Below are 23,632 nucleotides of genomic sequence, written 5' to 3' on the forward strand. Positions count from 1 at the left end.
GCTTTCTTGGTCATCTGGCGATATCGCGCTGGGCGATCTCGCTTCTGATGCGTTCAAGCACCTGCTCGACAGATAACTCCGTAGAGTCTAGCTGTATGGCATCAGCCGCCGGTTTGAGCGGGGCTATTGCACGCTGCGTATCACGCTCATCGCGGGCACGTATCTCGTCCAGCAGACTAAGGAGACTAACATCATCGCCCTTAGCCTTCAACTGCAAGTAGCGGCGCCGAGCGCGCTCTTCGGCACTGGCCGTCAGAAATATTTTCAATGGCGCATCCGCAAAAACCACCGTTCCCATGTCACGGCCATCAGCAACCAAGCCAGGAAACTCCTGAAAAGCACGCTGACGTTCCAGCAAAGCCACGCGAACCGCGGGCAAAGCAGCAACTTCGGATGCCCCGGCGGCTACACTCTCATTGCGAATATCCTGGGTGACATCGGCGCCCTCAAGAATAATTCTGGCTGGCTTACCTTCTGTCGCCGCGACGAACTGCACGTCCAGATGCCTGGCTAACCGACTCAACAACGCTTCGTTATCCACACCCACCTTCACACCATGATCGCGGGCAGCCAATGCCAGCAAACGGTATAAGGCTCCCGAATCAAGCAGGTTCCAGCCCAACTCCTTGGCCAGTCGCCCCGCGACCGTGCCTTTCCCCGAACCGCTCGGACCATCGATGGTGATCACCGGCGCCTGAGTCATCACGATTGCGCCTCTTGCGCTACACGCATGCCAACTTGCTTGCACAACGCCAGAAAGTTCGGGAACGAGGTGGCGACGTTAGCGCAGTCATGGATACGGATAGGTGCAGTTGCGCGCAGCGAGGCCACACTGAATGCCATCGAGATCCGGTGATCACCGTGACCGTGAACCTCGCCCCCACCGATGGAGCCGCCATCAATGATGATGCCGTCCGGGGTTGGCTCACACTTCACACCCAAAGCCTGCAAGCCATCTGCCATGACCTGAATACGATCGGACTCCTTAACCCGCAACTCCTCTGCGCCCCGCAGGATCGTGCGCCCTTCAGCGACCGCGGCCGCTACGAACAATACCGGGAACTCATCAATGGCCAACGGCACCAAGGCTTCAGGAATTTCGATACCTTTAAGCCTGGCTGCACGCACATGCAGATCCGCGACAGGCTCGCCGCCCACTTCCCGCTCGTTTTCAAGGGTGATATCAGCGCCCATCAAACGCAGGATGTCGATTACACCGGTGCGGGTCGGGTTTATGCCGACATGCTCAAGCACCAGATCAGAGCCTTCAGCGATCGAGGCTGCCACCAGGAAGAAGGCCGACGAGGAAATATCGCCCGGCACTTCAATGTGTGTCGCTGTCAATGCGTGACCCGACTCAACAGATGCCGTTGCCCCGTCAACATTTACCGGGTAGCCGAAACCGCGCAGCATGCGCTCGGTGTGGTCACGGGTCGGCGCCGGCTCTGTGACAGAGGTTTTGCCCTCAGCGTACAAACCAGCCAGCAGCAGGCAAGACTTCACCTGAGCACTGGCCATCGGCAAGGTGTAGTCCATGCCCTTGAGCTTATGACCACCACGAATGGTCATCGGCGGACGACCCTCGGCAGCCGTCTCAATGACCGCGCCCATTTCACGCAACGGATTGGCCACCCGATTCATTGGACGCTTGGTGAGCGACGCATCGCCGGTCAGGGTGGTATCGAAGGGTTGAGCCGCCAGCAAACCCGACAACAGACGCATCGATGTCCCGGAGTTGCCCAGATAAATTGGACCAGGCGGCGCTTTCAAACCATGCAGGCCAACCCCATGAATCGTCACGCGACCATGATGCGGACCTTCGATGACCACGCCCATGTCACGGAATGCCTGCAAGGTTGCCAGGGCGTCTTCACCCTCAAGGAAACCTTCCACTTCTGTGGTGCCTTGCGCCAAAGAACCCAGCATGATCGAACGGTGAGAAATGGATTTATCGCCTGGTACACGAATCCGGCCAGTTGCTTGGCCACCAGGGTTTGCCAGGAAAATCAGATCTTTAGAATTCATAGGGTCCACATATGCCCGGCGGGCCAGGATTTTACCGAAATGCTCGCGGGCAACCCGGGCGCGCGTGAACACGCCCAATAGCTGGTGCCCGTCCCCTGCATCGACCGCGTCGCGCAAGGCGTCGAGATCAGTGCGAAATGTATCCAATGTGCGCAGCACCGCCTCGCGGTTCGCAAGGAAGATGTCATGCCACATCACCGGGTCGCTACCTGCGATTCTTGTGAAATCGCGGAATCCACCCGCTGCGTAACGAAAAATGTCGAGGTTCTCATTGCGCTTGGCAAGTGAGTCAACCAAACCGAAGGCCAGCAAGTGTGGCAAATGGCTAGTTGCCGCCAGGACTTCATCGTGACGTTCAACTTGCATATGCTCGACGTCAGCCCCAAGGGCGCGCCACATTGCGTCAACCACAGCCAACGAAGCAGCATCGGTCTCAGCCACCGGCGTCAAAATAACCTTGTGCCGCTCGAACAGGTTGGCATTGGACGCTTCCACGCCGCTCTGCTCTGACCCTGCAATCGGATGCCCCGGAACGAATCGCGCCGGCATGCCACCAAATGCCTGAGTTGCCGCACGCACGACATTGCCTTTGGCACTGCCCACGTCGGTCAGTATCGCTGGCCCCAGATCCATACCCGCCAATAGGACGAGCATTTTTTCCATGGCCAGGATCGGCACGGCCAACTGAATCACATCAGCGCCCTTGCACGCCAGCGCCAAATCAGTTTCACAGCGATCGACCACGCCCAGTTCAACAGCCAGTGCGCGTGACGCCGCGTCGAGATCGACGCCCACTACCTCTGCGCACAAACCACTTTCACGCATGCCCTTGGCGAAAGAGCCGCCAATCAGACCCAATCCAACCACCACCAAGCGCCCAAAAACAGGTTTGACACTCTGACTCGACATAACATCAACCACGAACAAGCACCTTGGCCAACGCCTCAAGCAAGCGAATGTTTTCCGCTGGCGTACCAATCGTGATGCGTAAGTGGTTCGGCATACCGTAGTTGGCCACCGGACGCACAATCACACCTTCACGCAGCAGACCCTGATACACAGGCGCCGCCTCTTGCCCAAGGTCCAATGCAATAAAGTTGCCTTTGGAAGGGATCCAGCTCAAGCCCAATACCTGGAAACCATCCTGCAATTGCTGCATCCCGGCGTCGTTCAGACGGCGGCTTTGTGCCAGGTAATCCGTGTCCTGCAGTGCTGCGCAAGCAGCGGCCAGCGCCAGACTGTTCACGTTGAACGGCTGCCTGACGCGGTTCAACACATCAGCCACAACGGCAGTCGACAGGCTATAGCCAACACGTAACGCCGCCAGGCCGTATGCCTTGGAGAACGTACGCGACACCAGCAGGTTTGGATAGGCGGACAAAAACTCGAGACCGTCCGGCAACTCACCGCCGTCTGCGTATTCGATATAGGCCTCATCCAGCACCACCAGCACTCCCGGCGGAACGTCCTGCAAAAACTCGTTCAAGGCATCTGTATCGAACCAGGTCCCCGTCGGATTATTCGGGTTGGCGATGAAGACCACGCGCGTGTTGCAGTCGATTGCAGCCAGCATGGCAGGCAAATCATGGCCCCATGCCTTGGCTGCAACAACACGGGCTTGCGCCCCCACCGCTTGGGTCACAATCGGATACACCGCAAATGCATGCTCACTGAACACGGCATTCAAGCCCGGCGCCAGATAGGCGCGCGCAACCAGCTCCAGGATGTCATTGGACCCATTACCCAGCGTGACCTGATCCATCTGCACATCACAGCGCTCGGCCAGCAAGCTTTTGAGCGCAAAGCCATTGCCATCGGGATACCGCGTTAGCTCAACCAGCGCATCATTTATGGCTGCCAGCGCCCTGGGGCTGGCGCCCATTGGGTTTTCGTTGCTCGCCAATTTGACGATGGTTTCAGGGCTAATGCCCAGCTCACGCGCCAACTCGTCCACAGGCTTGCCCGGGACGTAAGGCGAAAGTTGTTGCACGCCCGGCTGTGCCAGGGCGAGAAAATCACCGCTCATGTCAAACCGCCTTAAAGAACCGCTTTGGGGTAGGAGCCCAATATTTTGAGCGCTACCGCTTCCTGACTGATTTGCTCCAGCACACTTTTGACCAACGGGTCGCGGTGATGGCCTGCAAAGTCGATGAAGAAAACATAGGTCCATTTACCACTGCGCGAAGGGCGGGTCTCGATGCGCGTAAGGTCGATGCCGTTTTCGTGGAATGGCACCAATAACTCATGCAGCGCACCCGGACGGTTGCTCATCGACACAATGATCGAGGTTTTGTCATCACCGGTTGGGGGGACTTCCTGATTACCGATCATCAAAAACCGCGTGGAGTTGTCCGGACGGTCTTCGATTTTTTCAGCCAGCCGCGTCAAGCCATACAGGCCCGCAGCCATATCGCCAGCAATTGCCGCCGAGTTCCACTCACCCTTCACTCGCTTGGCGGCTTCGGCATTGCTCGATACAGCGATGCGCTCAACATTGGGGTAGTGCGCATCCAGCCACTTGCGGCACTGGGCCAGCGACTGGGCGTGGGAGTAGATACGGCTGATGCTGTCGGTCTTGGTGTTTTCACCCACCAGCAAGTGATGGTGAATACGCAGCTCCACCTCACCACAAATGACCATGTCGTGCTCAAGGAAGCTGTCCAGCGTGTGGTTCACAGCGCCCTCGGTAGAGTTTTCTACCGGCACCACACCAAAATTGACCGCCCCCGCTGCCACTTCGCGAAACACCTCATCAATCGCAGCCATCGGCTTGCTGATGACGGCATGACCGAAGTGCTTCATGGCGGCGGCTTGCGTGAACGTGCCTTCAGGCCCCAAATAAGCCACCTTGAGCGGTTGCTCCAGTGCCAGGCACGACGACATGATTTCGCGGAACAAGCGGGCCATCTCTTCGTTACCGAGCGGGCCTTTGTTGCGTTCCATCACACGCTTGAGCACCTGAGCCTCACGCTCAGGCCGATAAAACACTGGCACTTCGCCTTCAGCCAGAGACGCCATCTTGACCCGCGCCACTTCTTGCGCGCAGCGCGCACGCTCACTGATCAACTCCAGCACTTTTTCGTCCAGGTTGTCGATGCGTACACGTAACGCCTTGAGTTCTTGCTCTGACATCAACCGTGTTCCTTCTCGAACTCTGCCATGTAGGCAACCAGCGCGTTGACCGCGTTGATATCCACTGCGTTATAGATAGAAGCGCGCATGCCGCCTACCGAACGGTGACCTTTGAGGTTCAACAAGCCACGCGCCTCGGCACCGGCCAGGAACGGCTTGTCGAGGCGATCATCTGCCAGACGGAACGGCACGTTCATCCAGGAGCGGTCAAGCTTGTTGATCGGGTTGCTGTACAAGCCGCTGGCATCAATGAAGTCATACAGCGTGCGTTTTTTGACTTCGTTAAGCTTGCCGATAGCGTCTACGCCGCCCTGCTCCTTGAGCCACTCAAACACCAGACCCGACAAGTACCAGGCCAACGTCGGCGGCGTGTTGTACATCGAGCCATTGTCGGCCGCGACCTTGTAATCGAGCATGGTCGGGCAGATCGAGCGCGCACGGCCCAGCAAGTCCTCGCGAATGATGTTGACCACAATACCGCTGGGGCCAATGTTCTTCTGAGCACCCGCGTAAATCATGCCAAAACGCGAAACATCCACGGGACGCGACAGAATGTCCGAAGACATATCTGCAACCAGCGGTACATCGCCCGTCTCGGGAACCCAGTCAAACTCCAGGCCACCAATGGTTTCGTTTGGCGCGTAATGCACATAGGCCGCGTTCTTGGTCAGATTCCATTCGTTTTGACCCGGGATCGCGAAGTAATCGTACGGCTTGGCCGTTGCCGCCACGTTGACCGAGCCAAAGCGCGAAGCTTCTTCGATGGCTTTTTGCGACCAGATACCGGTATCGATGTAGTCCGCTGTACCGGTTTCAGGCAGTAAATTCAGCGGGATCTGAGCAAATTGCTGGCTCGCACCGCCTTGCAGAAACAGAACCTTGTAGTTCGAGGGGATAGACAGCAGGTCACGCAGGTCCTGCTCAGCCTTGGTTGCAATGGACACGAACTCATCGCTGCGATGGCTCATTTCCATAACCGACAGGCCTTTGCCATGCCAGTCGAGCAACTCGGACTGGGCACGCAACAGGACAGCTTCAGGAAGCGCAGCTGGACCTGCGCAGAAGTTATAGGCTCGTTTGCTCACATCCACTCTCGCTCTGATTTGGTGGGTCACGCCATAAATCGATGGGCGTTGCGCAGTGCTGCGAGGCGGCAATCTTTTGTGTACACACCTGCATGACAGATCAAAAGATCGCAGCCGCGCGCCGCTGCGCAACGCCTACACATACAACAAGGGGGCGAATCTTCATCCGCCCCCCTGTGTGTCCGCTTATTCTTGCGGCTGCTCTTCGTCAGCGCCGGCCTCTAGCGGTTGCTCGCCGTCGGCGGCATCCAGGATGACCTCGCCTTCGATCTCAACACCCCCTTCAGACGCTTCACCCTCAAGCTCTTCGCCTTCTATTTCAGAAGGCTCCTGAACGCGTTCCAGTCCGACCAGCGTTTCATCACTGGCCAGCTTGATCAGAGTGACGCCCTGAGTGTTACGCCCCAGACTCGATACTTCGTCAACACGGGTACGCACCAGGGTGCCTTGATCGGAAATCAGCATGATTTCTTCACCGTCCAGCACCTGAACCGCACCGACCAGACGGCCATTGCGCTCGTTGCTGACCATGGCAATCACGCCCTGACCGCCACGCTTGTACTCAGGGAACTCACTGATCGCGGTGCGCTTGCCATAACCACGCGCCGAAGCGGTAAGGATCTGGCTGCCCTCTTCAGGAATCAGCATCGAAATCAGCTTCTGCCCTTCAGGTAGACGCATGCCACGCACGCCGCGAGCCGTACGACCCATTGCACGCACGTCGGACTCTTTGAAGCGCGTGACCTTGCCACCGTCAGAGAACAGCATGACTTCGCGCTCACCATCGGTGATGGCGGCACTGATCAGCACATCACCTTCGTCCAGCTCCAGAGCAATCAAACCCACGCTGCGCTGACGGCTGAAGGATTCCAGCGGGGTCTTCTTCACTGTACCGTTCGCGGTCGCCATGAAGATGAAGTGACCTTCGGTGTATTCCTCAACCGGCAACATGGTGGTGATGTATTCACCCTCACCCAATGGCAGCAGGTTGACCAGCGGACGACCGCGTGCAGCACGGGAGGCTTCCGGGATTTCATACGTCTTGAGCCAGTACACTTTGCCCTTGCTGGAGAACAGCAACAGCGTGGTGTGACTGTTAGCGACCAGCAGGTGAGCAATGTAGTCCTCATCCTTCACGCCAGTTGCCGATTTACCTTTACCACCACGGCGCTGAGCCTGGTACGCAGCCAGCGGCTGGGTCTTGGCGTAGCCACCATGAGAAATGGTCACCACACGCTCTTCTTCCGGGATCATGTCACCCAGCGTCAGGTCAAGGCGGTGATCCAGGATCTCAGTGCGGCGCACGTCGCCGTATTCGGCACGGATGACTTCCAGCTCTTCGCGGATCACTTCCATCAGGCGCACGGCACTGTTGAGGATGCGGATCAGCTCACCGATCTGGTTAAGGATTTCCTGATACTCGGCCAGCAGCTTTTCATGCTCCAGACCGGTCAGGCGGTGCAGGCGCAGCTCAAGGATCGCCTGGGCCTGTTCTGGCGACAGGAAATACTTGCCGTCGCGCAAACCGTATTGCGGGTCAAGGTTTTCAGGGCGGCACGAATCGGCACCGGCACGCTCAACCATCGCCACGACCGCCGTGGACTCCCAAGGCGTGCTGATCAGCGCTTCCTTGGCTTCCGACGGGGTTGGCGAAGCCTTGATCAGCGCAATCACCGGATCGATGTTGGACAAGGCAACAGCCTGACCTTCAAGGATGTGGCCTCGCTCACGGGCTTTGCGCAGTTCAAATACGGTACGACGGGTCACGACTTCGCGGCGGTGACGGACGAACGCTTCAAGCAGATCCTTGAGGTTCAGGATGCGCGGACGACCGTCGATCAGGGCAACGATGTTGATACCAAAGACGCTTTGCAGTTGGGTCTGGGCGTAAAGGTTATTGAGAATAACCTCCGGCACTTCACCGCGACGCAACTCGATCACCACACGCATGCCGTCTTTGTCAGACTCGTCGCGCAGCTCGGTGATGCCTTCGAGTTTCTTCTCTTTAACCAGCTCGGCGATCTTTTCGATCAAACGCGCCTTGTTCAACTGGTAGGGCAGCTCGGTGATCACGATCTGCTGGCGACCACCGACCTTGTCGATGTCTTCAATCATCGAGCGGGCGCGCATGTAAATACGGCCACGACCGGTTCGATAGGCTTCAATGATGCCCGCGCGACCGTTAATGATGGCAGCCGTCGGGAAGTCAGGCCCCGGAATGAACTGCATCAACTCATCGATGCTCAGCTCCGGGTTATCGATCAGCGCCAGGCAGCCGTCGATCACTTCACCCAGGTTATGCGGTGGAATATTGGTGGCCATGCCCACAGCGATACCGCTGGAACCGTTGACCAACAAGTTTGGAATGCGCGTTGGCATGACTGCCGGGATCATTTCCGTGCCGTCGTAGTTCGGCACCCAGTCCACGGTCTCTTTGTGCAAATCGGCCAGCAATTCGTGGGCCAATTTGGTCATGCGCACTTCGGTGTATCGCATGGCGGCAGCGTTGTCGCCGTCAACCGAACCGAAGTTACCCTGACCGTCTACCAGCAGGTAGCGCAGGGAGAATGGCTGAGCCATTCGAACGATGGTGTCGTAAACCGCAGTATCACCATGCGGGTGATACTTACCGATCACGTCACCGACCACACGGGCAGATTTCTTGTACGGCTTGTTCCAGTCGTTGTTCAGTTCGCTCATCGCGAACAGCACACGCCGGTGCACGGGCTTCAAGCCATCGCGTGCATCAGGCAGTGCCCGCCCGACAATTACGCTCATCGCGTAGTCGAGGTAGGACTGTTTCAGCTCGTCTTCGATATTGACCGGGAGGATTTCTTTGGCCAGTTCGCCCATGAGAAGCCTGATTCCTTTTTCGGGTGAAACTTCGCCACATCCATTCGGGACGAACGAAGCTCGCCGATGCTGGCCACGTGCCAAGCAACGACTTACGACAAATCAACGAGTTATGACACGGATTTGCGCATTAAGGGCAACCCTTGCGAGCCACCCTGGAAACCGCCGGATGTTATCACAAACGCCGCCACGCACCTATCCCTCAGATGCGCATGGCACACAGTAAGCGCACCCATTGTCGGCTTAAACGCGCTCAGAGGAGCTGAGAGCGCATTAATGCAGACGCTTACGGCACATTAACTGAGCCATTTTGGCCGCATCCGGACGCTCGACGATACCCTTCTCGGTGACGATCACATCAATCAGATCGGCGGGCGTGACATCAAACACCGGGTTAAAGGCGGGTACATCCGCCCCGACCCGCTGGCCGCCCACACTCAGCAGCTCATCGCCCGCGCGCTCTTCAATCGGGATGGCTTCGCCGCTGGCCAAGGCCATATCAATCGTGGAGCTGGGCGCAACCACCATAAAACGTACGCCGTGGTGCATCGCATTGACGGCCAGTTGATAGGTGCCGATTTTGTTCGCCACATCGCCGTTAGCGGTAATCCGGTCAGCCCCGACGATCACCCAGGTCACGCCCTTGGTTTTCATAATGTGCGCAGCCGCCGAGTCCGCATTGAGCGTTACCGGAATACCTTCGTTTACCAACTCCCACGCTGTCAGGCGCGAGCCTTGCAGCCAGGGGCGGGTTTCATCGGCATACACCTGCTCAATCATGCCTTCGATAAACGCGCCACGGATAACCCCCAGCGCCGTACCAAAGCCGCCGGTGGCCAATGCCCCCGTATTGCAATGAGTCAGGACGGTTTGCGCATTGCCCTGATGCCGACGAATCACATCAACGCCCAATTGCGCCATCGTCAGGTTGGCCTCGCGATCGCTTTCATGAATGGCAATCGCTTCGGCTTCCAGCACCTGCAACACATCAGCACGGTGGTGCGCGCGCGTCAGGCGGTCACGCATACGGTTAAGCGCCCAGAACAGATTGACTGCCGTTGGCCGTGAATCTGCCAGCAGCGCGAAGTCCGCCTCCAGCGCGGCCACCCAGTCGCCTCCCTGCGCATGGCGGCTGCGTGCAGCAAGCACTACGCCATAGGCCGCCGCAATACCAATGGCGGGCGCGCCACGCACAACCATGTCGCGAATGGCCAGCGCGACACCCTCAGCGCTGGTGTAGGGCAACCAGTTTTCTTCGAAGGGCAAGATACGCTGATCCAGCAAATACAGGGCCTCACCTCGCCAATCGATGGCCTTTACCTTTTCTGCTGCCAACAGTCGATCGCGCATGCACTCCCCCATCACCCAGAACAAAGCCGCCGATTATAGCGAGCCGCCCGGCCGGGCGCTCGGGTATACTTGCCCTCCTTTTATAAAGCACTGGAATCCTTTTTCGATGCCGACTGCCCCTATGTCCCTCGACCTACTCCTGCTGCCAACCTGGCTGGTGCCTGTCGAACCTGCCGGCGTCGTACTCAAGGACCATGCCGTCGGCGTTCGCGATGGCCGCATCGTGTTCATCGGCCCGCGTCACGCCGCGCTGAAGCACACGGCCAACGAAACCCGCGAACTGCCAGACATGTTGCTTTGCCCCGGACTGATCAACGCTCACGGGCACGCTGCAATGACCCTGTTCCGCGGCCTGGCCGATGACCTGCCCCTGATGACCTGGCTGGAACAGCATATTTGGCCCGCAGAAGGTAAATGGGTAAACGAAGACTTCGTTCGCGACGGCACCGACCTTGCCATTGCCGAGCAGCTCAAGGGGGGCATCACTTGCTTCAGCGACATGTATTTTTTCCCTAAAGTGGCCTGCGACCGCGTGCACGAAAGCGGCATTCGCGCTCAGGTCGCCATACCGATTCTCGACTTCCCCATTCCGGGCGCCAGTTCGACTGATGAATCGCTGCGCCAGGCTGTCGAACTGTTCGGTGATCTGAAATACCACCCGCGAATCAAAATTGCCTTCGGCCCTCACGCACCGTACACAGTCAGCGATGACAATCTGGAAAAAATCCGCCTTGTGGCCGACGAGCTGGACGCCTCGATTCACATGCATGTGCACGAGACAGCCTTCGAGGTAAACCAGGCTGTCGAGCACAGCGGCGAACGTCCGCTGGCCCGCCTGGCGCGCCTGGGCCTGCTGGGGCCGCGCTTTCAGGCCGTTCACATGACCCAGATCAGCGATGACGACCTGACGATGCTGGTAGAAAGCAATACCAGCGTCATTCACTGCCCCGAATCCAACCTGAAACTGGCCAGTGGCTTTTGCCCGGTTGAACGCTTGTGGCAAGCCGGCGTGAACGTCGCGGTTGGCACCGATGGCGCTGCCAGCAACAATGACCTCGATTTGCTGGGTGAAATACGCACTGCCGCCCTGCTGGCCAAGGCCGTTGCAGGCTCGGCCACAGCCCTGGATGCCCATCGTGCCTTGCGCATGGCGACCCTCAACGGCGCGCGCGCACTGGGACTGGAAAGCGACATCGGCTCGATCGAAATCGGCAAGCTTGCAGACTTGGTGGCCTTCGACCTCAGCGGCCTGGCTCAACAACCGGTCTACGACCCTGTGTCACAGCTGATTTACGCCACCGGCCGCGACTGCGTGCAACACCTGTGGGTCGGCGGCAAGCAACTGATCGAAGACCGACGCCTGACCCGCCTGAACGAACCACACCTGATCGCGACCGCCAAGGCCTGGGGCGAACGCATCAGCGGCCACACCCATTGATTCCAACGCTTGGGGCATGGACCCGGAGCATTACCCCGTTTTAGTTTTAGAGGATTGACCCATGAGCAACGTTGACCACGCCGAGATCGCTAAATTCGAAGCGCTTGCCCATCGCTGGTGGGACCGTGAAAGCGAGTTCAAACCCCTGCATGACATCAACCCGCTGCGCGTCAACTGGATTGACGAGCGCGTACAACTGGCCGGCAAAAAGGTGCTCGACGTGGGGTGTGGCGGCGGCATCCTCAGCGAGTCCATGGCGCAACGCGGTGCAGACGTCATGGGCATCGACATGGGCGAAGCCCCGTTGGCCGTCGCGCGCCTGCATCAGCTCGAATCCGGGGTGAATGTGGAGTACCGCCAAATCACCGCTGAGGAACTGGCCGCTGAAATGCCAGCACAGTTCGACGTGGTCACTTGCCTTGAAATGCTGGAACACGTACCCGACCCGGCCTCGGTGATCCGCGCCTGCTACCGCATGGTCAAGCCGGGCGGCCAGGTGTTCTTTTCGACCATCAACCGCAACCCGAAAGCCTATCTGTTCGCGATCATCGGCGCTGAATACATCATGAAGCTGATCCCGCGCGGCACGCATGACTTCAAGAAGTTCATTCGCCCCTCCGAGCTGGGCGCCTGGAGCCGCCAGGCGGGACTGAGCGTCAAAGACATCATCGGCCTGACTTACAACCCGCTGACCAAGCACTACAAGCTTGAGTCCGATGTTGACGTCAATTACATGATCCAGACCCTGCGCGAGGAGTAAGACATGCGTTTAAGAGCAGTTCTTTTTGACATGGACGGCACCCTGCTCGACACCGCGCCGGACTTCATTGCCATCTGCCAGGCCATGCGTGCCGAGCGCGACCTGCCCCCTATCGCAGACAAACTGATCCGCGACGAAATCTCGGGCGGTGCGCGCGCGATGGTCGCCGTGACCTTCAACATGGACCCCGAGGCGCAGGGCTTTGAAGCGTTGCGCCTTGAGTTTCTGGAGCGTTATCAGCGTGATTGCGCCGTCCACACCAAACTGTTCGACGGCATGGCTGAGTTGCTGGCCGACATCGAGAAGGCGCATTTGGTATGGGGCGTGGTAACAAACAAACCCGTGCGCTTTGCCCAGCCGATCATGGAGCGGCTGGGGCTGGCGGAACGCTCAGCGGTACTGATCTGCCCTGACCACGTAACCCACAGCAAGCCCGACCCCGAGCCGCTGATTTTAGCCTGCAAGATGCTCAACCTTGATCCTTCCAGCGTGCTGTACGTCGGCGACGACCTGCGCGACATCGAATCCGGGCGCGATGCTGGCACCAAGACTGCTGCCGTGCGCTTTGGCTATATCAACCCGGACGACAACCCCGATCACTGGGGTGCTGACGTGGTGGTCGACCAACCTTCAGACTTGCGCAAAGTATTGGATAACGCGATGTGCAGCTGCTGAGCAGCCTGCACCGCGTTCGTTCGTTGATTTTTGTAGAGGTGTTTTATGTTTGATTATTCTGCTCGCCCTGACCTGCTTCAGGGCCGCGTAATTCTGGTCACTGGCGCAGGTCGAGGTATCGGAGCTACCACCGCCAAAACCTACGCCGCGCATGGCGCCACCGTTCTGCTACTGGGCAAAACCGAAGCCAACCTGAGCCAGGTATACGATGAGATTGAAGCCGCAGGCCACCCTCGTCCCGCAGTCATTCCTTTCAATCTGGAAACCGCACTGCCTCACCAGTACGACGAACTGGCGGCCATGATCGAAACTGAATTCGGTCACCTTGACGGCCTGCTGCACAACGCCTCGATCATCGGCCCACGCACACCGTTAGAGCAGTTATCTGGCGAGAACTTCATGCGCGTCATGCAGGTGAACGTCAATGCGGTATTCATGCTCACCAGCACCCTGCTGCCACTGCTCAAGCTGTCGCAGGACGCATCGGTGATCTTCACCTCAAGCAGCGTAGGTCGCAAAGGTCGCGCTTACTGGGGTGCGTATGGTGTGTCGAAATTCGCCACAGAAGGCTTGATGCAAACCCTGGCGGACGAAGTCGAAGGCATCGCGCCCGTGCGCTCAAACAGCATCAACCCCGGCGCTACACGCACCAGCATGCGCGCGCAGGCTTATCCCGGCGAAAACCCGCAGAACAACCCGCTGCCGCAGGACATCATGCCGGTGTATCTGTACCTGATGGGCCCGGACAGTACCGGGATCAACGGGCAAGCCTTCGACGCACAGTAATCGCGCCACAAACAAAAACCGCAGGCTGCCTATCATGCAGCCTGCGGTTTTTTTCACACCCTCGGATCGTTAACTGGCCTCAACCAGCTCCCGACGCTCCTGCGCAACAAATGTCTTTTCGTACTGAAGGCAGGCTTGCAGAAACAAGTATTTATAGTCGTAACTTTTGCAGACTGCTCTGCGCAGTGCAGCAAGCTCTTGCTCCGTCGGATTCAAACCCACCAGGGTACAGATGATTTCCAGCGCTTCCCATGGATGCTCATCATCGTACTGAGCATGCATTTTCAGCCACTTCATGGCGCGCTTACGCCCCTCTTCCGGGAACGACTCTTCGTACACATTGGTTGAGCACACCACTGCAGACCATTCACCCACCGCCCCTTCAATCGCGTAGTTGGTGGCCGCCATCGACACTTCGAGCGAATCCGTTGCACAGGTATGCCAGCACCAGTCATTAAGCGCCTGGAATTCAGCCGGAATCTCTTGCTTGATCATGTCTTCAAGGCTGACACCATGCGCCTTGGCCCAGTGCACCCAATAATCGGCATGGTTGAGCTCGACCCGAATATTACGAATCAGCCAGCGACGCGCCATATCCTCACCCAGGCGCCGCCCGTAACGGGTTTTGCCCAGGTTATGACCCATGTACAACGAAAATTGCTCAACGACTGGCCAACCCCCGATCAAATACATGCGCATAGTCTTGGGGTGGATCGTGTTGTCACGCATGCGCTTGTAGATTTCATGCTCGACAACTCGACGCTTGCTCTCTGCACAGTCACGGATGAGCTGTTGGGCCCACTGTGGATAACTGGCGGCGTCCATGAGCGGCCCCGTACGATTAAATGTATCGATCACAATCGAGTTCCTTCTGAGAGGTGATTAAGACATACCTGCTAGACATCAACGGAACGTGCCCGGCGCCTTCATTGCCAATGGCAATGCGCGCTTGGGGCGACACAACAAGCTGTCACAGGTAAACAATTGCGGGCGTTCAATGATGTAACCCTGAGCATAATCGACGCCAATTTCGATCAGCGCCTGCTCAATTTGCGGGGTTTCAACAAACTCGGCGATCGTGCGTTTACCCATAACATGCCCGATATGATTAATAACCTGTACCATAGCGCGGTTAATAGGATCGTCCAGCATATCCTTGACAAAACTGCCATCTATTTTAAGAAAGTCGACGGGCAGGTGTTTTAAATATGCAAACGACGACATACCCGCGCAAAAATCATCCAAGGAAAAATGACACCCCAATCCTTTAAGGTCATTAATGAACCGAATGGCACTGCCAAGATTGGAAATAGCGCTGGTTTCCGTTATTTCGAAACAGACGCGCGACGGTGGCACGGCATAGCATTCGAACTGCTCATGCAAAAACGCCAAAAAGTCATCATCCCCAATGGTGGAGCCTGACAAGTTGATCGCGCACATTGCCATCGGCTGGTCAGAGCCCAAGGCCGTGCACTGCGCAATCACTTTGAACACATTCTCAACGACCCAGCGATCGATTGAGGTCATCAGACCATAACGCTCTGCGGCCGGAATAAAGCTGTCCGGCAAGATGATATGCCCCGACTCATCGTGCAGACGCAGCAGTATCTCGATATGGCCACCCTCAATACCCTGCCCCAAAGGGGTGATTTCCTGGGCGTAAAGGCAAAAGCGGTTTTCTTCAAGCGCGACATGCAGGCGTTGCACCCAGGCCATTTCACCAAAGCGCAACGACAGTTCAGAGTCATCGGCGTGGTAGACCTGAACACGGTTGCGGCCTTTCTCTTTGGCCATGTAGCAGGCCATGTCCGCTGCACGCAGCAACCCTTCCAACGTAACGGGCGCCTGATGGATGTGCACCAGCCCAATGCTGATGGTGTTGAGAAATGGCCGTCCTTTCCAGGCGAAGTGCAGACTTTGCACGGTTTGTCGCAGGCCCTCAGCGATTTTTTCTGCCACATCGGGAGGACAATTCTCCAGCAGGATACCGAACTCGTCCCCACCCAGACGGGCCAATGTATCGCCCTCGCGCAACCCGGATTGCAGCAGCGCACAAATATGGCGCAGCAATTCGTCGCCTGCTGCATGGCCGCAGGTGTCGTTCACCAGCTTGAACTGATCCAGGTCCAGAAACATCAACGCATGCCGACCGTGCTGACGCCCGAGGTTTTGCAACACCAGATCCAGGCGGTACTCAAACTCGCGTCGATTAGCCAAACCCGTGAGTGCATCGTGCGTGGCCTGCCATGACAAATTGGCAATGTATTGCCGCTCCTGCGTCATGTCATGCAGCACCAGTACAGAGCCGCTGACTTTGCCGCCACTGAAAATCGGTGCCCCAACCAACGTCACCGACACGGTGCTGCCATCCATGCGTTCAATCAGTTTGGAGTGCTCACTGCTGTTACCCAGTTGGCCACTGAGGATATGGTCCATCAGCTTAAAACCATCGTCTTGAGCATTTTCATCCAGCAGTTTGAACAATGCCGCCAACGGCACCCCTTGAGCCTGCTGCAACTTCCAATGGGTGAGTAATTCGGCCGCCGGGTTCATGTAATCGATGGCACCGGTCACGTCGGTGGTAATCACCCCGTCACCAATCGATTCAAGAGTGACTTGCGCGCGTTCTTTCTCAACCTCCAGCGCTTGAGCGAATGCACGCCGTTGCGCCAGGATTTTATGGGTGCGCAACAGCGCCAGCAGAATCAGCATCAATGCCGTTGCCAGGTTAATAAAAATCAACAATTGCTGAATAAACCGTGAACCCTCGCCCAAGGCGTCGCTAAACGCTTTGGCAGCGGGAGTCACCGCCTCGTTGATGGCAAAAATATTGGCTTTCCAGCGTTTCACATCCGCATCAGTCGCTTGGTTGGCACTGATTTTTTGGTGTATTTCCTGAGCCAGCGCGTGGAGCTGCACCAGGTAATCGTCGCCCACCGTCCACTTCTGTATCGCGGTATCCAGATAGCTGAAATTACGAAAATTGCGATAAAACCAAATGATGCTCGTCACATCATCCGGGCTGTTGCCACCTTGCAGAATGCCTTCACGCGCAGCGTTCAAATCGGGAGGTGATTGATCCAGCGCAAGGCGCAGGTTATGGCCGCCTTGCGGCACGCGGATGGCTTGCTGGTACTTTTCGAAGATGGCCTGATCGCGGCTGTCAGCGTACAGATTCAGGTAATAAATGGCGTCCTTCTGACCTTTGGACCACAAACTCTCCCCCGCGACATAGCCGCGTACCGCAGAGAGCATGTACAGGCTCACGCCCCCTAACAACGCCTGAAACAGCACCACGGCGATAAAGGGCCAGACAATCCCCAAAAGCCGCGGTGTTGCAAGTGGACGTTTGCGTTTCATGAGTTCCCTTTCATTCAGACTGCCAGACGAAAACCAGAGAAAATGCCTCATTGCTGCTTAACCCTGGCCAGATTCTGACAAACGAAACAACCAGACGTGCTGACACGTTTCGATGAACCCGGCTCAGGGCAATCTGTAACATAAAAGAGAATCATGGAGGGGATTCAAGCACTCAACACAGAAAACGCAACGTCACCCCTGCGTCAACTTTGCTGCAAATGCCCGTACAACTTCGCGTACAAGCCACCTTCGGCCAATAGCTGTTGATGCTCGCCCTGCTCGGCAATACGGCCGCCATCGAACACTAGCACCCGATCCGCCTGTTTTACCGCAGATAAGCGGTGAGCGATGATCAACGTAGTGCGCCCGCTCAAGAATTTTCCCAAAGCGTGATGCAGGTTGTATTCCGTGGCCGCATCCAGAGCACTGGTGGCCTCATCAAGGATCACTACTCTGGGATCAGCCAGCACCATGCGCGCAATGGCCAGACGTTGGCGCTGCCCCCCCGACAGGCGCACCCCTGAACGCCCGACAATACTGTCCAGCCCTTGTGGCAAAGTGCGAATCGTCCCGTCGAGCTGAGCGATTTCTAGCGCGCGCCAGCAGGCTTCATCGGTGCGTTCACGCCCCATTGTCAAGTTGGCGCGCACCGTGTCGTTGAACAAAGCCGGGTGTTGCAAAACGACCGCGACGTGTTCGCGGATGGTTTCCAGGCCGATATCCGGCTGGCTTTCACCCGCAAAAAAGATGCTGCCCGACTGCGGCGTATAAAGCCCCAGCAGCAGTTGCACCAACGTGCTTTTACCCCCGCCGCTGGCCCCGACAATGGCCACTTTTTCACCTGGCGCGATGGTGAGGTTCAGGTGATCGAGCACCCGCTCCTCGCCATAGCTAAAGCACAGGTCACGCACTTCAAGCCCCACGGTCTGCTGGCCCTTGAACGGATCGGTCCCCCCGGGGTATTGCGGTTCGTCGGCACGCGCCAGCAGTTGGTTGATACGCGTCATTGCTCCACTGGCTGCGTAAAACGCATATTGCAGGTTCAACAACTGCTCGACGGGTCCGATCATGAACCACAGGTAACTGAATACCGCGAGCATCTGCCCGATCGACAGGTCCGAAAACAGCACTGTCAGCATCGCCGCGGCGCGAAAAATGTCGATACCGAACTGAAACAGCAAACCACTGGCACGATTGGAGGCGTCACTTTTCCATTGCGACGCGGTAGCAAAGTCACGCACGTCTTTGGCCCGATGCCCCAGCCGTCCGAGGAAATAACCCTGACGATTGCCAGCACGCACTTCCTGGATGGAATCCAAGGTTTCAGTCAGCGCCTGGGTGAAGCGCGAGGTGCTGTCGTTTTCGAGCTTTTTGAGGTGCTTGACGCGCTTGCCCAACTGTACGGTGGCGTAAATCACCAATGGATTGAACAGCAGAATCAGTAACGCCAACTCCCAATGCATCCATAACAAAATGCCCGATGTGCCCACCAGCGTGAGCATGGCGACTAGAAACCGGCTCAAGGTTTCACCCACAAACTTGTCGAGGGTCTCAAGGTCGGTGACTAGATGGGTCGTCACCGTGCCGCTGCCCAGGCTCTCGTATTCGGCCAGCGAAATACGCTTCAAGCGTTCGATCAAGCGCAAGCGGATGCGGAACACGATGTCCTTGGCCAGGCGTGAAAACAGCCGCGCTTGCAGCACGTTGAACAGCAGCGCGCCACAGCGCAGCATCAGCGTCACCAGCAGCATCAGGCCGATATAGCCCACAGAAGACTGCCAGGTGGTGGGCAGCAACTGATTCATCACCTTGAGCGCCGCATCACCGTTGCCCAGCAAGACTTCATCCACCAGCAGAGGCAGCAGCAACGGAATGGGTACGCTGCACAACGTGGCCAGCACCGCGACGCCATTGGCAATCCACAAGGCTTTTTTGTGACGCAGGGCTAATCGACGGATTTCAGCCCACGTCAGGCGGTCCGGTATCTGGGTGTTATGGGTATTCAGAGGGAGTTCCTTGGAGTTACGCACTCGCAGCGCGATCAAGCCAACGGCCGAGCAAGTCAGATAAAGGTTTGAGGGGTTGGTAACCGTTAGTCAGTAGCGCCAATTGCCCCTGACGCTCGGCCAACAAGGTCGGGAAGCCTGCGATGCCCAAATCTTGTACCCAGGTAAAGTCCGCCGCTGTGGCCGCGTGTTGTTCTGCACTGTCAAAAGCCGCCGCAAACTCGATGCGCGGTAGCCCTGCCGTTTCGGCCAGCTCCACCAGCACACTGGCTTGGGTCACGTCCCGCCCCTGGACGTAAAAGGCCTGCTGGATCAAGCCCAGCAACGTCCATGCGCAATCGGGCGCCAGACTGCGTGCGGCCACGATGGCCCGGCACGCCGGCTCGGTGTCGTACACAAAGCCTTCGGGCAAGGCGCCCTCAAACGTGAACGCCTGACCGGTGGCTTCGTTCACCGCCTGCCAGTGCTCAAGAATGTAGCGTCGGGTCGCGGGTTCGAGCGCCGCGCCGCTACCGGTGCGCAAACCGCCGACCACCAGATGCAACTCAACCCCGGCTGCCTGCGCCTGCTCAACCAAGGCTTGCGCGGTGGCTGCAAACCCCCAGCACCACGAGCACATGGGGTCCATCACATAGAGCAGGCGCGCGGACATGGCTCAGGCCTCGGCAGGTTTACGGTAGTTGTGGCCAATTGGGTGCGGCTGGTTCCGAGCCTTCGCCAACTCGATCTGCTTTTGACGGTCAATGGCGCTGCGACGGGTTTTTTCGCTCAGTTTGTCCCAGCAATGCGGGCAACTGATACCCGGCTGATAGTGCTCGGATTCGCGATCGACGGCACTGATCGGTGTGCGGCAGGCGTGGCACTGGTCGTACTCGCCCTCCGTCAGGTCATGACGCACGGTCACACGGTTATCAAATACGAAGCAGTCGCCCTGCCATTTGGTTTCTTCTTGCGGCACGTTTTCAAGGTACTTAAGGATGCCGCCCTTGAGGTGATACACCTCATCAAACCCTTGGCTGAGCATATAGCTCGACGCCTTTTCGCAGCGAATGCCCCCGGTGCAAAACATAGCGACTTTCTTGTGTTTGGCCGGGTCGAAGTTGGCTTTGATGTAGTCCGGAAACTCACGAAAACTGGTGGTCTTCGGATCAATGGCCCCTTCAAACGTACCAATCGATACTTCGTAGTCGTTGCGGGTATCGATCAGCAGCACTTCAGGGTCGCTGATCAGCGCGTTCCAGTTCTCAGGGTCGACATAGGTACCGACTTTCTTGTTCGGGTCTACGCCTTCAACGCCGAGAGTGACGATTTCTTTCTTCAGCTTGACCTTGGTCCGATAGAACGGCTGGTCATCGCAGTAGGATTCTTTGTGGTCGATATCGACCATGCGCGGGTCGGCACGCAACCAGGTCATCAGCCCGTCAATGCCTTCACGGCTGCCGGATACCGTACCGTTGATGCCTTCTTCGGCGATCAGCAGCGTACCTTTGATGCCGTTATCAACCATCGCCTTGAGCAAGGGCTCGCGCAGTTCAACGTAATCTTCAAGCGTGACGAATTTATACAGTGCAGCAACAACGATAGGTGCAGTCATGGGTATGTCTCCAGGTGGCTACCCTCGTAAGGGGTGAACCGGATGCAAAAAAACGCGCCGGCTAAGCGGCGCGCTGCGGATTCTAGCAAAAAGCCGACGTGTTAAGCCAACGAGTGACCACCGCCAGCACAGGTCGGCGATGCCGGGGCTGTGCCGATTTTCGCCCACTCATCAGGCGTGTAGGTGTGCAAGGCCAACGCATGGAACTCACCCATCAAGTCACCCAACGTGGCGTAAACCTTTTGGTGACGCTTGACGCTGTTAAGCCCGGCGAACTGCTCGCTCACCACCACCGCCTTGAAGTGCGTCTGCAACCCGCGACTGTGCATGTGGCTTTCATCCAGCACGTTCAGGTGCACGGGCTGCAACGCGCTCAGCGTCGACTCGATACGTTGTTGCATGTTCATTCAGGCTCCGCTTACTTCTTTTTGGCCGGGGCCGCTTTAGGCTCCAGTTCTGCTGTCATGTCGGCCAACAGCTTGTTGACCACCGGCACCGCGCTTTCCAGCTTGGCCTGGGTCATTTGGGCCGATTGCTGAGTCAGTTGCGGCATTTTTTCCAGGACTTTCTTACCCAACGGCGACTGGTAGAACGCCACCAGGTCCTTGAGTTCGGTTTCGCTGAAGTTGGTGGTGTACAGCTTGATCATGTCCGGTTTCAGTTTGTCCCAACCAATGGCCTGGTCCAGAGCGGTGTTAGCTTTGGCCTGGTAGGTTTCGAGCAGGGCTTTCTTGGCCGCCGGGGCTTTGGTTTGCTCAAAACGCTGGGCAAACATTTGCTGCACTTGCATGTATACCGGGGTACCCAGCTTGTCGGCATGGGCCAGCTTGAGGAAGGTTTCAGCACTGGCAGCGTGGCTAGCAGCATCGGCAAAAACCTGGCCGCTGGCGCATACCAGAGCAACTGCTGTACAGATGGCGCGAAGACGGGTCATCGAGTTTCCTTTATCTAGCAAGCGAGGTCTAACCCCAAGGGCGCCCATTCTGCGCCTAACAAAGTGTGTCACTCAACCCCGCATCTGATAGTCGTTCTCATCCCATCGACAAAAGTCGCTAAAACCAAAGATTGAACCCCTACGCTCAATCAGCGCCTAAGCTCTGTGATCACATTCTGAGAGGAAGCCGCCTGATGAGCCGTATCGAAACCGACAGCCTGGGTGAAGTGAATGTGCCGGAGGACGCCTATTGGGGCGCGCAAACTCAACGTTCGCTGATCAACTTCGCCATCGGCAACGAGAAAATGCCACTGCCTGTGCTGCATGCGCTCGTGCTGATCAAAAAGGCCGCGGCCAGGGTCAATGATCGCAACGGCGATGTGCCTGCCGACATTGCACGCCTGATCGAACAAGCGGCAGATGAAGTGCTGCGCGGCGAACACGATGACCAGTTTCCACTGGCCGTGTGGCAAACCGGCAGTGGTACGCAAAGCAACATGAACGCCAACGAAGTGCTGGCCGGTCGTGCCAATGAGTTGGCGGGCAAGGGGCGTGGCGGCAAATCGCCGGTTCACCCTAACGACCATGTCAATCGCTCGCAAAGCTCCAACGACTGTTTTCCGACCGCCATGCACATTGCTGTCGCCAAAGCCGTCCACGAACAATTACTGCCTGCGATCAGTGAGCTGGCAGGGGGGCTGGCCGAGTTGTCGGCTCGCCACATGAAACAGGTCAAAACCGGCCGCACTCACCTGATGGATGCCACACCCATCACCTTTGGTCAGGAACTGTCTGCATTTATAGCGCAACTCGATTACGCGGAGCGCGGCATCAACGCCGCCCTGCCCGCCGTCTACGAGCTGGCGCAGGGCGGCACTGCGGTGGGCACCGGCCTGAATGCACCCCACGGCTTTGCCGAGGCGATTGCGGCTGAACTGGCGGCGTTGTCCGGCTTGCCGTTTGTCACGGCACCCAACAAGTTTGCCGCCCTGGCGGGTCACGAACCCCTGACCAACCTGTCGGGCGCACTCAAAACCCTGGCCGTGACCCTGATGAAACTGGCCAATGACTTGCGCCTGCTGGGTTCGGGACCGCGCGCGGGGCTGGCTGAAATCAAACTGCCAGCCAACGAGCCTGGAAGCTCGATCATGCCCGGCAAGGTCAACCCCACTCAGTGCGAAGCGCTGTCGATGCTGGCGTGCCAAGTGATGGGCAACGACGTAACCATCGGTTTTGCTGCCAGCCAGGGTCACTTGCAGTTGAACGTGTACAAACCGGTGATCATTCACAACCTGTTGCAGTCCATCCAACTGCTGGCAGACGGTTGCAGCAACTTCCAAAAGCACTGCATCACAGGCTTGGAAGTGGATGCCGCCAAAATGGCTGAACACCTGGAGCGCGGCCTGATGCTGGTCACCGCCCTGAACCCCCATATCGGTTACGACAAGTCGGCTGAAATCGCCAAAAAGGCCTACGCCGAAGGTTTGACCTTGCGCGAGGCAGCGCTGGAATTGGGCTATTTGACGGATGCCGAGTTCGACCAATGGGTACGGCCGCAAAACATGTTGGGAGCAGGCAAACATTAAACCTGCTCACAACAAGCTGGCGTAGCCGCTGGCGAAGGCGATGTCCGA

At 57.6% G+C, this 23,632-nt stretch carries 19 protein-coding genes; 5 read left to right on the plus strand and 14 right to left on the minus strand.

The window, feature by feature from the left end; genetic code table 11:
• Window positions 1-10: 10 nt before the first annotated feature.
• The 7 genes from cmk to mtnA all read right to left on the minus strand — a co-directional run bounded on the left by cmk (window position 11) and on the right by mtnA (window position 10,445).
• Complete coding sequence (gene cmk, locus GYN01_RS02050; RefSeq protein WP_238936110.1) at window positions 11-703, minus strand: (d)CMP kinase; 693 nt, start codon at window positions 701-703, stop codon at window positions 11-13.
• A complete protein-coding gene (locus GYN01_RS02055; protein ID WP_048365713.1) occupies window positions 703-2,934 on the minus strand; it encodes a bifunctional prephenate dehydrogenase/3-phosphoshikimate 1-carboxyvinyltransferase in 2,232 nt (743 codons plus the stop codon). The genes cmk and GYN01_RS02055 overlap by 1 nt, the downstream gene beginning before the upstream one ends.
• 4 nt (window positions 2,935-2,938) lie before the next feature.
• Window positions 2,939-4,051, minus strand: a complete 1,113-nt coding sequence (gene hisC, locus GYN01_RS02060) for a histidinol-phosphate transaminase (protein ID WP_048399081.1) — start codon at window positions 4,049-4,051, stop codon at window positions 2,939-2,941.
• Window positions 4,052-4,062: 11 nt separating this feature from the next.
• Window positions 4,063-5,157 carry a prephenate dehydratase gene (gene pheA / locus GYN01_RS02065; protein WP_048365585.1) on the minus strand — a complete coding sequence of 365 codons (1,095 nt, stop codon included), beginning with the start codon at window positions 5,155-5,157 and terminating at the stop codon, window positions 4,063-4,065.
• Window positions 5,157-6,242: a 3-phosphoserine/phosphohydroxythreonine transaminase gene (gene serC / locus GYN01_RS02070; RefSeq protein ID WP_203306528.1), complete on the minus strand. Its 1,086-nt coding sequence runs from the start codon at window positions 6,240-6,242 to the stop codon at window positions 5,157-5,159. Before serC ends, pheA begins: the two co-directional genes overlap by 1 nt.
• 186 nt (window positions 6,243-6,428) lie before the next feature.
• Window positions 6,429-9,095 carry a DNA gyrase subunit A gene (gyrA, locus tag GYN01_RS02075; RefSeq protein WP_048365584.1) on the minus strand — a complete coding sequence of 889 codons (2,667 nt, stop codon included), beginning with the start codon at window positions 9,093-9,095 and terminating at the stop codon, window positions 6,429-6,431.
• A gap of 273 nt (window positions 9,096-9,368) precedes the next feature.
• Complete coding sequence (gene mtnA, locus GYN01_RS02080; protein ID WP_203306529.1) at window positions 9,369-10,445, minus strand: S-methyl-5-thioribose-1-phosphate isomerase; 1,077 nt, start codon at window positions 10,443-10,445, stop codon at window positions 9,369-9,371.
• A 106-nt stretch (window positions 10,446-10,551) separates the two neighbouring features.
• Between mtnA and GYN01_RS02085 the strand changes: the two genes are divergently transcribed.
• The 4 genes from GYN01_RS02085 to GYN01_RS02100 all read left to right on the plus strand — a co-directional run bounded on the left by GYN01_RS02085 (window position 10,552) and on the right by GYN01_RS02100 (window position 14,104).
• On the plus strand, window positions 10,552-11,883 hold the full coding sequence (locus GYN01_RS02085) for a TRZ/ATZ family hydrolase (protein WP_203306530.1): 1,332 nt from the start codon (window positions 10,552-10,554) through the stop codon (window positions 11,881-11,883).
• A 61-nt stretch (window positions 11,884-11,944) separates the two neighbouring features.
• On the plus strand, window positions 11,945-12,643 hold the full coding sequence (gene ubiG / locus GYN01_RS02090; protein WP_048365581.1) for a bifunctional 2-polyprenyl-6-hydroxyphenol methylase/3-demethylubiquinol 3-O-methyltransferase UbiG: 699 nt from the start codon (window positions 11,945-11,947) through the stop codon (window positions 12,641-12,643).
• 3 nt (window positions 12,644-12,646) lie between these two features.
• Window positions 12,647-13,318, plus strand: coding sequence for an N-acetylmuramic acid 6-phosphate phosphatase MupP (gene mupP / locus GYN01_RS02095; protein ID WP_048365580.1), 672 nt, complete (start codon window positions 12,647-12,649; stop codon window positions 13,316-13,318).
• 45 nt (window positions 13,319-13,363) lie between these two features.
• Window positions 13,364-14,104 (plus strand): YciK family oxidoreductase, encoded by a 741-nt coding sequence (locus GYN01_RS02100; protein WP_203306531.1) that lies wholly within the window; start codon window positions 13,364-13,366, stop codon window positions 14,102-14,104.
• 69 nt (window positions 14,105-14,173) lie between these two features.
• Here GYN01_RS02100 and GYN01_RS02105 read toward each other — a convergent pair whose 3' ends face one another.
• The 7 genes from GYN01_RS02105 to GYN01_RS02135 form a co-directional block, all read right to left on the minus strand.
• On the minus strand, window positions 14,174-14,962 hold the full coding sequence (locus GYN01_RS02105; RefSeq protein WP_048365578.1) for an iron-containing redox enzyme family protein: 789 nt from the start codon (window positions 14,960-14,962) through the stop codon (window positions 14,174-14,176).
• 45 nt (window positions 14,963-15,007) lie between these two features.
• Complete coding sequence (locus tag GYN01_RS02110) at window positions 15,008-17,464, minus strand: EAL domain-containing protein (protein WP_048399071.1); 2,457 nt, start codon at window positions 17,462-17,464, stop codon at window positions 15,008-15,010.
• Window positions 17,465-17,667: 203 nt separating this feature from the next.
• Window positions 17,668-19,449, minus strand: a complete 1,782-nt coding sequence (locus GYN01_RS02115; protein WP_203306785.1) for an ATP-binding cassette domain-containing protein — start codon at window positions 19,447-19,449, stop codon at window positions 17,668-17,670.
• A 37-nt stretch (window positions 19,450-19,486) separates the two neighbouring features.
• Entirely contained in the window at window positions 19,487-20,122 is a 636-nt protein-coding gene (locus GYN01_RS02120; protein ID WP_048365576.1) for a DsbA family protein, read from the minus strand.
• Window positions 20,123-20,125: 3 nt separating this feature from the next.
• Window positions 20,126-21,064 (minus strand): oxygen-dependent tRNA uridine(34) hydroxylase TrhO, encoded by a 939-nt coding sequence (trhO, locus tag GYN01_RS02125; protein ID WP_048365575.1) that lies wholly within the window; start codon window positions 21,062-21,064, stop codon window positions 20,126-20,128.
• Between the two features lie 101 nt (window positions 21,065-21,165).
• Window positions 21,166-21,471, minus strand: coding sequence for a BolA family protein (locus GYN01_RS02130; protein WP_048365574.1), 306 nt, complete (start codon window positions 21,469-21,471; stop codon window positions 21,166-21,168).
• Between the two features lie 11 nt (window positions 21,472-21,482).
• Complete coding sequence (locus GYN01_RS02135) at window positions 21,483-21,998, minus strand: DUF2059 domain-containing protein (protein WP_048365573.1); 516 nt, start codon at window positions 21,996-21,998, stop codon at window positions 21,483-21,485.
• Window positions 21,999-22,192: 194 nt separating this feature from the next.
• Here GYN01_RS02135 and GYN01_RS02140 point away from each other — a divergent pair, with 194 nt between their 5' ends.
• Window positions 22,193-23,584: a class II fumarate hydratase gene (locus GYN01_RS02140; protein ID WP_048399069.1), complete on the plus strand. Its 1,392-nt coding sequence runs from the start codon at window positions 22,193-22,195 to the stop codon at window positions 23,582-23,584.
• The last annotated feature ends 48 nt before the right edge of the window (window positions 23,585-23,632 follow it).

Origin of the sequence: Pseudomonas weihenstephanensis, from assembly GCF_016812185.1 — a bacterium.
Classification (GTDB): domain Bacteria; phylum Pseudomonadota; class Gammaproteobacteria; order Pseudomonadales; family Pseudomonadaceae; genus Aquipseudomonas; species Aquipseudomonas weihenstephanensis.